Raw genomic sequence first — 13,352 nt, forward strand, 5'->3', positions numbered from 1 at the left:
CAGAAGGCGTCGCCGTCGGTCGACGCCCCTGGCGAAGGAGGCTGCCGTGGGCGCGGTCCGGGACGTACTGCGACGACCACTCGGTCACTTCACCGAACGTACCCTCGCCGGGCTGCTGCTCGTCCTCGGCGCCGGGGTCGGTTTCGGGCTGCTCCTGGTGCTGGTCCGGGTGCAGTGGACCCCGCTGTACGACGTGGACCACGGCGTGGCGGTCTGGCTCAACGAGCGGATCTCACCCATCGGTCCGCTGGTGACGGTGCTCACCGCCATCACCGACCTCGGCGGTCGACCGGTGATCGTCTGGCTGGTCACCGTGGCCGTGGTCGGGCTGCTGATCCGCAAGCAGGGCCGGCTCGCGGTCTTCCTGATCGTCACCGGGGCGGGCGCGCTGATCCTCGACCCGTCGCTCAAGACGCTCGTCGACCGGCTGCGCCCCGAGGTGGACGTGCCCATCGGCACGTACGCCGGGCAGAGCTTCCCCAGCGGACACGCCCTCGGGTCGATGGTCGCCTACGGCGCGCTGCTGCTGGTCTTCCTGCCGGCCATGGCGCCCCGCTGGCGCAAGCCGGCGATCGCCCTGGCCGCCACCGTCGTGGTCCTGATCGGATTCACCCGGGTCGCGCTCGGCGTGCACTTCCTCTCCGACGTGCTCGGCGCCTGGCTCCTCGGCGCGGCCTGGCTCGGCGTCACCGCGTACGCCTTCCGGCTGTGGCGGTTGGAACGCGGCCGACCGGTAGCCCCGCTCACCGACGGCCTGGAGCCCGAGGCGGCACACGAGGTGGCCCTGGCACCGGAGGAGGAGAAGCTGCTGCCGCACGCCCGTGCCGGCGTCGCCGAGATCGTGGTCGGCTGGGTGCTGGTCTTCGGCGCCCTCTACGGCTTCGGCATGCTCGTCAGCTACCACGCCGACGGCACCTTCCTGGCCCGGCTCGACGAGACCGTGCCGCAGTGGTTCGCCGACCGGGGCACCCCGTTCCTGGACGACCTGAGCTGGGTGTGGAGCAAGGTCGGCGACACCCACGCCATCCTGCTCATCTCGATGGTCTTCTGCCCGCTGGTGCTGGCGATCTGGCGACGCTGGCGGCCGGTGCTCTTCGTGGCGCTGACCATGTTCGGCGAGCTGACGCTCTTCCTCGCCTCCGCCGCCGCCGTGGACCGGCCGCGCCCGCCGGTGGAGAACCTGGACGGCCCGATGCCGACGTCCTCCTTCCCGTCCGGCCACATCGCGGCCACACTCTGCCTCTGGGTGGCGATCGCCGTGGTGGTCTTCCCGCGTACCGACCGGTGGTGGCGTTGGCTCTTCGTGGCGGCGGCGGTGATCATGCCGGTCGGTGTGGCAGTGTCCCGGATGTACCGGGGCATGCACCACCCGACCGACTTCATGGGCGCGATCATGCTGACCGGGCTCTGGATCGGGCTGCTCTACTGGGTGATTCGCCCCAACGAGGACGTACGGTCCGGCAACCAGCCGGAGATCGAGTCCGAGGACGTGGACACCCTCGACGACGAGCTGGCCAAGGCCGGCCAGCCGGGCTGAGGCGACCGTGTTGCGGATGATGACCTGGAACATCCGCAACGGCGGACAGGACCGGCACGGCCCGGACCGGCGCACCCTGCTGGCCCGGGTCGTCGCCGCACACCGCCCGGACGTCCTCGCCCTCCAGGAACTGCGCGGCCTCGACGTGGCCCGCTTCGCGTCGGACGCCGGCCTGACGCCCCACCTGGCCCGGTCGCCCTTCGGCCAGCCGGTCGCGATACTCGTGCACCCGCGCTGGCCGACCACGGCGACCGGGCCGGTCCGTCGACCGTTCCACCACGCGGCACAGCGCGTCACACTGTCCACCGACGCCGGGCCGCTCGCCGTCCTCAGCACCCACTTCTATCCGTACCGTGGTGGCCGCCGCCTGGTCGAGGCCGGCTGGGCGGCCGCCGCGCTACGCCGGTCCCGCGCCGACCTCGCCCTGCTCGCCGGAGACCTGAACACCCTCGCCCCGTACGCCGACCACGCCGATGGTGTTGATCGCGCCGACCGTGCCGATGCAGTCGATCGCGCTGATCACGCCAGGAGTCTGGCCCGGCTGGCACCCGCGTACCGCCGTCGGCACCTGCGCCGCGACGGACGGACCGTGGACACCCGGGCGGTGGCCCGCCTGCTCGCCAGCGGTCTGGTCGACCTGGCCGCCACCGCCGGCCCGACCGTGCCCACCGGCTACGGACACACGCCGGAGTTCGCCGAGATGCGCCTGGACTACCTGCTGGCCACCCCCGCCCTGGCCGCCCACCTGGTCGACGTCCAGGTCATCCGCACCCCCGACACCCACCGGGCCTCGGACCACCACCCCATACAGGCCACCTTCACCCTCACCCCACCCACGTAGCGCCACTTCGCCTCGTCCAGCCCCGCTCGCCTGTGCCCACCTGGCTCCTGCCCTGCCCCATCTCCGTAGTGGTCCCCACGTCCGGCACACCCCTACCTGTTCCGGTGCAGTGCGGAGGCACCCGCACACACGACGTCCCACGTCCCACGCCCCCGGCTCTCGCCCGCCTCCGCCTGCGGTGATCAAGGAGTTTTGGTCACGGAGAGGTCGTACGAAGGCACAAGCTCCTTGGTCATTGCCGGTGGACGCGGGCGGGATCCGGGAGTGCGTAGCGCTGGGCTACGGCGCCGAGATGGCCAGCGGCTACGGCGTCGGGCTGGTTGGCGGGAAGCGGATACGGTGTGGCCGTGATCGACTCGTCACCGCGCGATCGTGAGGCCGACACCAGGTCGGTGGTGTCCTCACCGGGAAGGGTTGCCGCACGGGCCGTCGCGCTGGTGGTGGTGTTGCCGTTCCGGCTGGCCTGGGAGTTGCTGGTCGCCGTCGGCGGGCTGCTGCACCGGTGGCTGGTCACGCCGACCCTGTGGTTCCTCGACCGGTGTGTATGGCGTCCGATCCACTGGCTGCTGCGCCACCTGGTCTGGATTCCGCTGCTCTGGACGCTGCGGGCCCTCGGATGGCTCTGGCACACCCTGGTGTGGACCCCGTCGAACTGGATGTGGCGTCGTCTGGTCGAGTTCTGGCACGGCGTACTGCGGCCGCCACTGCGCTGGTGCGGTCAGGGACTGGCCCGGATGCTGCGCTGGTGCGGCCGGGCGGTGGGCTGGCTGGTACGGGTCGTCGTGCTGGTGCCGTCGTACTACCTGGTGTGGGTGCCGCTGGTGTGGACCGTGCGGGCGTTCACTCCGCCCGCCCGACTGCTGGGCCGATGGCTCGCGGTGGTAGCCGGGCTGCTCGCTGCGGTGGTGGTCTGGGCCTGGCGGACGGCGGGGCGCATCCTCTGGTGGTGTGGGGTGTGGACGGTGCGCCCGGTGTTCCGGGCCGGGCTGTGGGTGTGGACGCACCTGCTGCTGCCCGTCTGCCGAGCCGTCGGTACGGTCTGGCATGCGACGGTCGACTGGCTGCGTCGTGGCGTCCTGGACCCGATCGGCCAGGCCACCCGCGAGGTCCTCGTCGGCCTCGGCCTGCGCCGCTGACCGCGCAGGCGGACCGGCAACGCCGCGCGATCGTGCCCTCGGCGGCGCGCAGGCGAGCCGGCAACGCCCGCGCGATCATGCCCTCGGCGGCGCCCGGATGTTAGGAGGGGTCCCTTCCTATACACGAGGCGTTAGCAGGGGACCCCTCCTTACACACACAGCAGCAGCAGCGGGTGGTCAGAGCACCAGGTTCAGCAGGACGGTCAGCACGATCGAGGCGACGATCGAGAAGAGGATCATCAGAAGGCAGCCGAGGCCGCCGCCGGCCGGTCGGATCTCCGTGTTGCCGATACGCATCGCTGAATCACCTCCTGCCGGTCACAGTTCGCGCAGCCGGGGCAGCAACTGCTCCTGCGCCCAGTCGAGGAACATCGGTTGGTGGTCGCCGCCGACCTGCACCAGCGCCACGTGCGTGAACCCGGCGTCGACGAACTTCTTGAACGCGGCCACGTGCGTGTCCACGTCCGGACCGCAGGAGATGCCGGCGGCCACGTCCTCTTCGCGTACGGACTGCGAGGCGGCCTCGAAGGCGTCGGCGTCGGGCAGTTCGGCGTTGACCTTCCAGCCGAGCCCGAACCAGCGAAACTGGTCGTGCGCGATCTTGCGGCACTCGGCCTCGTCCGGGCCGTAGCAGATGGCCACCTGGCCGTAGCGGGGTTGTCCGGCGCCACCGGCCTCCTCGTACATCTCCACCAGGTGCGCTTCCGGCTCCGTGGCGATCATGCCATCGGCGTACTCGGCGGCCAGGGTGGCGGACTGCCGTCCGGACGCGGCCACCGCCATCGGCACCGGCGTGTCGGGCCGGTCCCACAGGTACGCGTCGGGCACGTCGTAGTGGTTGCCGGAGAAGGTCAGCGTCTCGCCGTTGAGTAGCGGCCGGATGATCTGCAACGCCTCCTCGAACATCTCGTGCCGCTGCTGCACGTGCGGCCAGGCGCCCACCACGTGCTCGTTGAGGTTCTCCCCGGCGCCGAGGCCGAGGGTGAACCGCCCGTCGGAGAGGAGTCCGACGGTGGCGGCCTTCTGTGCCACCACGGCCGGGTGGTACCGCCGGATCGGGCAGGTCACGAACGACATCAGCTCCGCGCGGGAGGTGGCGTGGGCGACCGCGCCCAGCACCGACCAGGCGTACGGCGAGTGGCCCTGCGACTCCAGCCAGGGGTAGTAGTGGTCGGACATGACGAGCTGGTCGAAGCCGGCTGCCTCGGCCCGTACCGCGTGGTCGACGAGTTGCTTCGGGCCTGCCTGTTCGCACATCAACGTGTATCCGATGCTGACCATGCTGTCTCCTTCGCTACCCGGCGGTCCGTTTGCGGATACCCGGGCCCGGTTGGGTCAATCCTCATCGACGCTTGACGCGCTCTTCGGCGGCTGCCTACGGTTATCTGAACCGGTTCAGATGCAGGCCGGGAGCCCATCCTGTGGTGGGGATGGTCCGCCCGTGGTGGCCCGGCTTCTCACGGGTCACCACGGGTCGCCGCCCGTCGGCCGAGTTACTGAACCGGTTGCTTCCGACGCTTCATCGGCCTACGCTGATGCCTGCCTCGCCGGGCCTCTCGCCGCGCGGCTGCCGGGCTACAGCCGCCGCATCTGCCACTCACCGCACTCCCTCCTGGGCACGGGGGAGAGAACTCCTGCGAGGAATCGATGAGAAGACTTTTCGGGGCCGTCGGCGCCGTGCTGCTGGCGACCGTCGCCGCAGTGTTCGCCTTCGGCCCGTCGGCGCACGCCGCCACCGGCTTCACCGTCAGCGGCGGCAAGCTGTACGACGCCAACGGCAACGAGTTCGTCATGCGCGGCGTCAACCACGCGCACACCTGGTACGCGAACCAGACCAGTTCGTTCGCGAACATCAAGGCGCTCGGCGCGAACACCGTCCGGGTGGTGCTCTCCAGCGGTGACCGGTGGACCCGCAACAGTGCCGACGACGTGTCGAACGTGATCCAGCTCTGCAAGACCAACCGGCTGCTCTGTGTGCTGGAGGTGCACGACACCACCGGCTACGGCGAGCAGAGCGGTGCGATCACCCTGGACCGGGCGGTCGACTACTGGCTGAGCATCGCCGGGGCGCTCAACGGCCAGGAACGGTACGTGATCGTCAACATCGGCAACGAGCCGTACGGCAACCAGAACTACTCGTCCTGGGCCACCGACACGTCGAACGCGATCCGGCGGCTGCGTACCGGGGGCATCGCGCACACGATCATGGTGGATGCCCCGAACTGGGGCCAGGACTGGTCCTTCACCATGCGGGACAACGCGCCGACGGTGTTCAACGCCGACCCGGCCCGCAACACCGTCTTCTCGGTCCACATGTACGGCGTCTTCGACACCGCCGCCGAGATCAGCGACTACCTGGGCCGATTCCGCAGCCGGGGCCTGCCGATCGTGGTCGGCGAGTTCGGCCACTACCACTCCGACGGCGACCCCGACGAGGACGCCATCCTCTCCTACACGCAGGCCAACGGCATCGGCTGGCTGGGCTGGTCGTGGAGCGGCAACAGCGGTGGCGTGGAGTACCTCGACATGGCCACCTCGTTCAACCCCAACCAGTTGACCAGTTGGGGCCAGCGCCTGTTCAACGGCACCAACGGCATCCGGCAGACCGCCCGGGAGGCCAGTGTCTTCGGCGGTACCCCGCCGCCGACCACGACGCCTCCGCCCACGACCGCGCCGCCGACCACCCCGCCGCCGACCACGCCTCCGCCGACGACCCCGCCGCCGGGTGGCGGCTGCACGGCGACGTACTCGATCACCGGGCAGTGGCAGGGCGGCTTCCAGGGCGACGTGCGAGTGACCGCCGGCAGCAGCGCCATCACGGGCTGGACGGTGCGCTGGACCCTCGCCGGTGGCCAGTCGGTGAGCCAGTCCTGGAATGCCACGGTCACCAGCAGCGGTACCACCGTGACCGCTCGCAACGTCTCCTACAACGGCCAGCTCGGCGCCGGTGCCAGCACCAGCTTCGGCTTCCTCGGCAGTTGGAGCGGAAGCAACCCGGCCCCTGCGGTGACCTGCACCGCGAGCTGACGACCGCACCCCTGACGGTGGCCGGGCCCGACGCGGGCCCGGCCACCCGGGTCGCGCCGCCGGTGGTCCACCACGCCGCCTTTGCTCTGCTTCACCCCACGCAGCGATGTGGCGTCCGAACCGTTGCGTCGGTTGAAGCAGAGCAAAGGGTGCCGCCGGGACACCTACCAGGGGCGAGAGACCGGCGAGGCGGACAGGACCCAGCGGCCGATCGCGCGGTCCGGGCTCAGGCGAGGCGGGCGGCGCGCATCAGCAGGTAACGCTGCTCCGGCAGGCTGGCGGTCAGACCGGCGGCGCACCGGTACTGGTCCACCGCGCGTTCGAGGTCGCCGGCCATCTCGTACAGGTGGGCGCGGGCGGCGGGGAGACGGTGGTGACCGGCCAGACGGGCCTCGCCGTCCAGCGCGTCCAGCGCGGCCAGGCCGGCCCCCGTGCCGTGCACCATCGCGGTGGCCACGGCCCGGTTGAGTGCCACCACGGGACTGGCCGACACCTGTTCCAGCACCTGATAGAGCGCGAGGATCTGCGGCCAGTCCGTCTGCGCGGCGGTCGGCGCCTCGTCGTGGAGCGCGGCGATGGCGGCCTGCACCTGGTACGGGCCGACCGGCCCTCGGGGCAGTGCCCGGGTCACCAGCGCGACGCCCTCGGCGATGGCCGCCGCGTCCCAGCGGCTGCGGTCCTGCTCGGCCAGGGTGATCAGCTCGCCGGACGGTCCGGTCCGGGCCGCCGACCGTGCCTCGGTGAGCAGCATCAGCGCCAGCAGCCCGGTGACCTCGCTGTCGTCCGGCAACCGGGCGTGCAGCATCCGGGTCAGCCGGATCGCCTCGTGCGCCAGGTCGACCCGGTGCAGGGTGTCTCCGGCGCTGGCCACGTGCCCCTCGGTGAAGACCAGGTAGAGCACGTGCCGTACCGAGGTCAGCCGGGCCGGCAGTTCCGCCGGCTCGGGCATCCGCAACGGCGTACCGGACTCGCGGATGCGCTGCTTGGCCCGACTGATGCGCTGCGCCATCGTGGACTCGGGCACCAGGAACGCGCGGGCCGTCTCGGCGGTGGTCAGGCCGCCGACCGCGCGCAGCGTCAGCGCGATCGCCGAGGCGGACGTGAGCGCCGGATGGCAGCAGAGCAGGAACAGCTCCAGGGTGTCGTCACGATCCGCGTCCAGGTGCGCGTCCACCGGCGGTACGTGGTGCGCGTCCCTCGGCTCGCGCCGGGCGACCAGGTCCTCCCGCGCCCGCCGGGCCTGCTCGGCGCGGACCAGCTCGACCATCCGCCGGTACGCGACCTGGATCAACCAGCCGCGCGGGTTGTCCGGTACGCCCGCACCCGGCCAGCCGGTCGCGGCGGCCAGCAGTGCCTCCTGCACGGCGTCCTCGGCGGTGGCGAAGTCCCCGAACCTGCGGGCCAGTACGCCGAGGACCTGCGGCGCCAGTTCGCGCAGCAGGTCCTCGGTCCGTCGGTCGTCCGTCACAGGTCCTGTGGTGGCGTGGACAGCACCGGGTGCACCTCGATCGGCATGTTCAGCGGCGCACCGCCCGGGCCGGGAGCGGTCGAGATCCAGGCGGCGATCTCCACCGCCCGCTCCGGGGTGTCGGTGTCGACGATCCAGTACCCGGCGAGGAACTCCTTCGTCTCGGCGAACGGGCCCTCGGTCACCACCGGTGCGGAAGCCGTACCGGCCTGGACGATCTTCGCCTGCGCCGGCCCGGCGAGCCCCTGCCCGTCGACCAGTTCGCCGTCGGCGGCCAGTTTCGCGCCCACCTCGCCCATGAACGCGATGTGCGCCCGGATCTCCTCCGGCGTCCAGGTGTGGATCGGCGGGAAGTCCGTCCCGGCGACGCTGAACTGCATGAGCAGCATGTACTTCACGACTGTCTCCTCACGGCCACGGCACCATTGTCGGTGCCCACGTCCTCTGGTCGAAGCCGCCCAGCCGGTTCTCGACATCCCTGCGACAGGAATTCTGCGCAGATCCTCCCAGCGACCTTTCAGGGCCGCCCGATACGGTGCCGCCGTCAGCGTCCGTTCCTAAAGGGAGCCCGGGCACCAGACCCCGCAGGAGAACTGAATGGTCTTCAAGAAGATGTTGAGCGCGTTGGGCGTGGGCGGTCCGAGTGTGGACACCGTCCTGGCCAACCCGAACACCAGGCCCGGGTTGGCCCTCGACGGTCAGGTCAACCTGCTCGGCGGGGAGGCGGCGGCGAACATCGAGCAGATCGTCATCGGCCTGGTCACCCGGGTCGAGGTCGGCGAGCAGGCCGGGGTGATGGAGTTCCACCGGCAGGTGGTCAGCGGTCCGCTCCAACTCGCCGCGAAGCAGGCGCTGTCCATCCCGTTCCAGCTTCCGGTGCCGTGGGAGACCCCCATCACCGGGCTGTACGGCCAGCGGCTGCACGGCATGACGATGGGTCTGCGTACCGAGCTGGCGATCGCCCGTGCGGTCGACAAGGGCGACCTGGACGAGATCAACGTGCACCCGCTGCCGGTGCAGGAGCGGATCCTGGAGGCGTTCCTCCAGCTCGGCTTCCGTTTCAAGAAGGCCGACCTGGAGCGCGGCAGGATCCAGGGCGTACGCCAGACGCTGCCGTTCTACCAGGAGATCGAGTTCTTCGCCGCGCCGCAGTACGCGCAGACCGTCAACGAGCTCGAAGTGACGTTCGTGGCCAACCCGCACGGCGTGGACGTGGTGCTCGAATGCGACAAGCGGGGCGGATTCCTCGCGCCCGGCCAGGACGTGTTCGGCCGGTACCAGGTGGCCCACTCCGACGCCGAGCGGTCCGACTGGGTGGAGACGGTCGACGGCTGGATCCAGGAGACGATCGGGCGTTTCGGTGCACTGCGCGCCCAGGGGTTCGGCCCGCAGGGCTACGGTGCCCCCGGCTACGGTGCCCCCGGCTACGGCCCGCAGGGTTACGGCCAGCCGGGGTACGGGCCGCAGGGCTACGGCGCCCCGAACAAGTACGGCCAGCCGCAGCGGCGGGGCGGGGTCGGCATGGGCGGTGTGGTCGCCGGTGCGGCCCTCGGCGCGGCGGGCGGCATGCTCGCCGGTCACATGATCGGCAACGCCTTCGACGGTGCCGAGGAAGAGGTCACCGAGGCGGCCGGCGACTTCGGCGGCGACTTCGACGGCGGCGGTGACTTCGGGGGCTTCGAGGAGTTCTGAGCACGACGCCGCACCCCGCTCGGCGGGGCGCGGCGAGACAGGACGGTGGCCCTCCGGGAAGACTCCCGGAGGGCCACCGCACGCAAGGGGTCAGCGCCGCCCGCGCTGCTTGCGCTCCGCGGCCGAACGCCGCTGGCTACCGGCCTTGGCCAGGCCACGGCTACCCAGGTAACCGATGGTCAGCAGCGTGATGAAGAACCACGCCTGGCCGGGGTTGTTCAGGTTCAGGCCGTTCGCGGTGGTCCCGCGCCAGAAGGCAGAGATCACCACGAGGGTGACGGCTGCCGCGTAGATCCAGAACTCGGTCGTCAGGAACGACTGCTTGGTCTCCGTACCCGGAGACGGCATCTCCTCCCGGTGCCCGTCGTGCATCATCGGCATCGGGCGGGTGGCGGCCTCTTGCATGGCCTGCCGGTTCTGGGCGTCCTGCGCCGGACGGTTCATCGGCCTGGTCGATGCAGCCTGCGTGCTCATCTGTCCTCCTCAGGATGTGATGAGTCGTCACCTGCGGCCCTCGCCCCGCTACCGCGTGTCGGCCACGGCACGGTTCGCGCACCTGGCGGGGGCACCCGCCGTCTACCCCGCCGCCGGGAGGCAGTAACCCCCGGCGACCCGGCCGAATCCGTCCGGCGTGGGGATACCTGCCCGGCCCGGCGAATGCCCACCCGAACGGGCCCGATGTCCCGTTCCGACCGTGCCCGGACCACCATCGCTCTCCGCACCACGCGCGGCCGGTGGTTGCGCGACCGGATGCCGGCGCGCGGGCCCGGTGGACCGGTGGTGCGGGTTTGTCGGGCCGGTCACCGGGCACGCCATCAGGACCGACGCTTCTGCGAGGTGATGGATCGTGCGTGAGGACGACATGCGACAGGACGCCGCCCGCCGGGCCGAGGAGCGGATCGCCGGCGGCGTGTACGGCGAGGGCGCCGTGGACGAGGTGACCGTGCCGCCCACCGATGTGGAGAGTGAGATCCAGCGCGACGACCGGGACGATCCGGCGCACGTGCCGATCGACCCCACCGTGCTGCGCGACGGCGGCCCCACCCGGGGCCAGGGCGCGCTCACCACGACGGGCGGTACGGCCGGACCGGCCAGCGCCCGACGGGTGGCCCGCCAGCCGGAGCGGCACCGGGGCAAGGTGGCACCGACCACCACCGGCGACGCCACCACCGGCGGGATGAGTACCCCGTCCGGCGGCAGCACCAGCGACCAGTCCACTCCCGCCACCCACGTGGGCAGCTTCGACTGACCGACCACCCACCGCCCGGCCCGGCCCTCACGAGGGCCGGGCCGGGCGGTGGTCAGGGGGTGGGGGTGAGGGTGGTGAGGCGTTGGGTGGCGCGGGTGAGGGCCACGTAGAGGTCACTGCGCCCACGGGGGGACTCGGCGACGATGCGGTCCGGGTCGACCACGATCACCGAGTCGAACTCCAGGCCCTTGGCCTCGGCGACGGTCAGCACCACCACCCGGCTCTCCAGGTCGGGCTGCTCGCCGACGGCCGCCTCCGGTAGCGCGGTGGTGAGCGCGGTGCCGAGGTCGTCGACGCGACCGGCCGGCACGATCACGCCGAGCCGTCCGTCGGTGAGCCCGGCGGCCTCGTCGGTGGCGACCTCGACCAGCTCCGTGGCCAGCCGGTCCGCCGGTACGTCCCGCGTGCCGGGCGGGAAGCCGCTGGCGCGTACGGCGCGGGGTGGGCGCAGGGTCGGGTCGATCTCGGCCAGTACGCGACCAGCCACCTCCATGATCTCGGCGGGGGTGCGGTAGCTGACGGTCAACTCGGTGAGCCGCCACCGGTCGGCCACGTACGGTGCCAACGCCTCCGACCAGGACGGGGTGCCGGCCAGGGCCCCGGTCTGGGCCACGTCGCCGACGATCGTCATGGAACGGCTCGGGCACCGGCGCATCAGCAGTCGCCAGGCCATCGGGGAGAGTTCCTGCGCCTCGTCGATGATGATGTGGCCGAACGCCCAGGAGCGGTCGGCGGCGGCGCGTTGGGCGGTGGTGAGCCGGTCGGCCTCCTCCTGCCGTTCCAGCAGCCGGTCGGCGTCGAGCAGGTCGGTCACGCCGAGGATCTCGCCGCCGTCGGCCTCGTCCTCGACGTCGATGGACCGGGAGCCCCGGGCGATCTCCAGTACGCCCTCGGCGTACTCGCGTTCCATGGCGCGGATGCGTTCCCGGCGGGCGGCGGCGGCCCGGTCGTCCTCGCCGAGCAGTTCCGCCGCCTCGTCCAGCAGCGGTACGTCGGCCGGAGTCCAGCCGCCGGGCTCGCGGTGCAGGGCGGCCCGCTCGTCGGCGGTGAGCATCGGCGCGGCGGTGGCGATGCGGTCGGTCGAGGCGTACAGGTCGGCGAGCAGGCGTTGCGGGGTGAGGACCGGCCACAGCTCGTCCAGCGCGGCGGTGATCTCGGGTTCCTCGCGCAGTTCCCGGCGGATCTCGGCGCGGTCGGCCTCTTCGAGCAGGTTGTCGCCGCCCAGCGGGTCGGCGCCGATCCGTTCGGCGATCTGGTCGGCCAGCGCGTGGATGACCTCGACGTCGAAGAGGGCGCGGGCCAGGTTGTGTGGGCGGTCGCTGTGGCGCACGCGGTCCCGGGCGGCCCGGACGGTCGCCGGGTCGAGCACGAGGACCTCCTGCTGCGGCAGCGTGATCTCCAGCGGCTCGTCGGGCACCCGCTGCCGGTCGCGGACCGCGTTGGCCAGCACCTCGGTCATCACCGGCCGTCCCTTGAGGGCTGCGGTGGTGGCCGGCTCCGCGCGCCGGGCGCTGACGCCGGGGAAGAGGTCCCCCTGGGTACGCAGCAGCACGCCGGTCTCGGCCAGCGCGGGCAGCACCTGCGAGATGTACCGCAGGAAGGTGACGTTCGGGCCGACCATCAGGACGCCCCGGGTGGAGAGTTCCCGACGGTGCGTGTAGAGCAGGTACGCGGCGCGGTGCAGTGCCACCGCGGTCTTGCCGGTGCCGGGGCCGCCCTGCACCACGAGTACGCCGGACAGGTCGGACCGGATGATCCGGTCCTGTTCGGCCTGGATGGTCTCGACGATGTCGCGCATCCGGCCGGTACGCCCGGCGTTGAGCGCGGCCAGCAGCGACGCCTCGCCGGTCAGCTCCTCGTGGGCGGTGGGGGAGGCGGTGGTCAGGTCCAGCACCTCGTCGTTGAGGGCGACCACCTTGCGCTGCCGGGTCCGCAGGTGACGCCGCCGCCGGATGCCCTGCGGGTTGGCGGCGGTGGCGAGGTAGAAGGCGCGGGCGGCGGGGGCCCGCCAGTCCATCAGCAGCGGGTCGTAGTCGCCGTCGGTGTCGAAGATGCCGATCCGGCCGATGTAGTGGCGCTCGTCGTCGTCGGTGTCGAGTCGACCGAAGCAGAGACCGTTCTCCACCGCCGCGAACTGCTCGACCTGTTCGGCGTACATGCGGACCGCGCTGTCGCGCTCGGAGCGTGCCTGGAGGGTGCCGCCCGCCGCCCGCAGTTCCTCGGTCAACCGCTGTGCCGCCTGGTCCCGCAGGTCGTCGAGGCGGTGGTAGAGCATCGAGACGTACTCCTGCTCGCGGCCGATCTCGTCGTCGGACGGCGAACCGCCGGAGTGCCTTGACAATCCGTCTCCCGGTGGGTTAGAGTTCGTTTAGGAACGGCTTTTGTAGCCGTTCTTTTTTGTT

Annotated in this window: 11 protein-coding genes; 6 read left to right on the plus strand and 5 right to left on the minus strand. The window is 71.6% G+C overall.

Annotated features, from left to right (window positions below; genetic code table 11):
- Positions 1-46: 46 nt before the first annotated feature.
- From ACFYTT_RS13840 to ACFYTT_RS13850, 3 genes are all read left to right on the plus strand, one after another.
- Positions 47-1,537 carry a phosphatase PAP2 family protein gene (locus ACFYTT_RS13840; RefSeq protein WP_387259282.1) on the plus strand — a complete coding sequence of 497 codons (1,491 nt, stop codon included), beginning with the start codon at positions 47-49 and terminating at the stop codon, positions 1,535-1,537.
- A 16-nt stretch (positions 1,538-1,553) separates the two neighbouring features.
- On the plus strand, positions 1,554-2,378 hold the full coding sequence (locus ACFYTT_RS13845; RefSeq protein ID WP_387259285.1) for an endonuclease/exonuclease/phosphatase family protein: 825 nt from the start codon (positions 1,554-1,556) through the stop codon (positions 2,376-2,378).
- A 347-nt stretch (positions 2,379-2,725) separates the two neighbouring features.
- Positions 2,726-3,514, plus strand: a complete 789-nt coding sequence (locus ACFYTT_RS13850; protein ID WP_387259288.1) for a hypothetical protein — start codon at positions 2,726-2,728, stop codon at positions 3,512-3,514.
- A 318-nt stretch (positions 3,515-3,832) separates the two neighbouring features.
- Here ACFYTT_RS13850 and ACFYTT_RS13855 read toward each other — a convergent pair whose 3' ends face one another.
- Positions 3,833-4,795, minus strand: a complete 963-nt coding sequence (locus tag ACFYTT_RS13855) for a TIGR03557 family F420-dependent LLM class oxidoreductase (RefSeq protein WP_387259289.1) — start codon at positions 4,793-4,795, stop codon at positions 3,833-3,835.
- A 366-nt stretch (positions 4,796-5,161) separates the two neighbouring features.
- Here ACFYTT_RS13855 and ACFYTT_RS13860 point away from each other — a divergent pair, with 366 nt between their 5' ends.
- Positions 5,162-6,541, plus strand: a complete 1,380-nt coding sequence (locus ACFYTT_RS13860; RefSeq protein WP_387259291.1) for a cellulase family glycosylhydrolase — start codon at positions 5,162-5,164, stop codon at positions 6,539-6,541.
- A 226-nt stretch (positions 6,542-6,767) separates the two neighbouring features.
- Here ACFYTT_RS13860 and ACFYTT_RS13865 read toward each other — a convergent pair whose 3' ends face one another.
- Together ACFYTT_RS13865 and ACFYTT_RS13870 are read right to left on the minus strand one after the other, a co-directional pair.
- The gene (locus ACFYTT_RS13865; RefSeq protein ID WP_387259293.1) at positions 6,768-8,009 is read right to left on the minus strand and encodes an RNA polymerase sigma factor; all 1,242 of its coding nucleotides are present in this window, start codon (positions 8,007-8,009) and stop codon (positions 6,768-6,770) included.
- Complete coding sequence (locus ACFYTT_RS13870; protein ID WP_387259766.1) at positions 8,006-8,398, minus strand: YciI family protein; 393 nt, start codon at positions 8,396-8,398, stop codon at positions 8,006-8,008. Before ACFYTT_RS13870 ends, ACFYTT_RS13865 begins: the two co-directional genes overlap by 4 nt.
- Before the next feature lie 208 nt (positions 8,399-8,606).
- Between ACFYTT_RS13870 and ACFYTT_RS13875 the strand changes: the two genes are divergently transcribed.
- A complete protein-coding gene (locus ACFYTT_RS13875) occupies positions 8,607-9,701 on the plus strand; it encodes a sporulation protein (protein WP_176093149.1) in 1,095 nt (364 codons plus the stop codon).
- A 90-nt stretch (positions 9,702-9,791) separates the two neighbouring features.
- On the opposite strand, the gene ACFYTT_RS13880 is transcribed toward ACFYTT_RS13875, so the two are convergent.
- Entirely contained in the window at positions 9,792-10,175 is a 384-nt protein-coding gene (locus tag ACFYTT_RS13880) for a hypothetical protein (protein ID WP_131051311.1), read from the minus strand.
- A gap of 373 nt (positions 10,176-10,548) precedes the next feature.
- On the opposite strand from ACFYTT_RS13880, the gene ACFYTT_RS13885 reads away from it, so the two are divergent.
- On the plus strand, positions 10,549-10,950 hold the full coding sequence (locus tag ACFYTT_RS13885) for a hypothetical protein (RefSeq protein ID WP_131051309.1): 402 nt from the start codon (positions 10,549-10,551) through the stop codon (positions 10,948-10,950).
- 52 nt (positions 10,951-11,002) lie between these two features.
- Here the strand turns inward: ACFYTT_RS13885 and ACFYTT_RS13890 are convergent, their stop codons facing one another.
- Positions 11,003-13,225, minus strand: a complete 2,223-nt coding sequence (locus ACFYTT_RS13890) for a HelD family protein (RefSeq protein WP_387259769.1) — start codon at positions 13,223-13,225, stop codon at positions 11,003-11,005.
- Between the last annotated feature and the right edge of the window lie 127 nt (positions 13,226-13,352).

This window comes from Micromonospora sp. NPDC003816, assembly GCF_042874705.1.
Taxonomy (GTDB): domain Bacteria; phylum Actinomycetota; class Actinomycetes; order Mycobacteriales; family Micromonosporaceae; genus Micromonospora.

What these genes read in the sequence shown, in the direction of transcription:
- ACFYTT_RS13845 (WP_387259285.1), top strand. Translation starts at nt 1,554, where the DNA reads ATGATGACCTGGAACATCCGCAACGGCGGACAGGACCGGCACGGCCCG.
- ACFYTT_RS13855 (WP_387259289.1), bottom strand. Translation starts at nt 4,795, where the DNA reads ATGGTCAGCATCGGATACACGTTGATGTGCGAACAGGCAGGCCCGAAG.
- ACFYTT_RS13860 (WP_387259291.1), top strand. Translation starts at nt 5,162, where the DNA reads ATGAGAAGACTTTTCGGGGCCGTCGGCGCCGTGCTGCTGGCGACCGTC.
- ACFYTT_RS13870 (WP_387259766.1), bottom strand. Translation starts at nt 8,398, where the DNA reads ATGCTGCTCATGCAGTTCAGCGTCGCCGGGACGGACTTCCCGCCGATC.
- ACFYTT_RS13875 (WP_176093149.1), top strand. Translation starts at nt 8,607, where the DNA reads ATGGTCTTCAAGAAGATGTTGAGCGCGTTGGGCGTGGGCGGTCCGAGT.
- ACFYTT_RS13880 (WP_131051311.1), bottom strand. Translation starts at nt 10,175, where the DNA reads ATGAGCACGCAGGCTGCATCGACCAGGCCGATGAACCGTCCGGCGCAG.
- ACFYTT_RS13890 (WP_387259769.1), bottom strand. Translation starts at nt 13,225, where the DNA reads ATGCTCTACCACCGCCTCGACGACCTGCGGGACCAGGCGGCACAGCGG.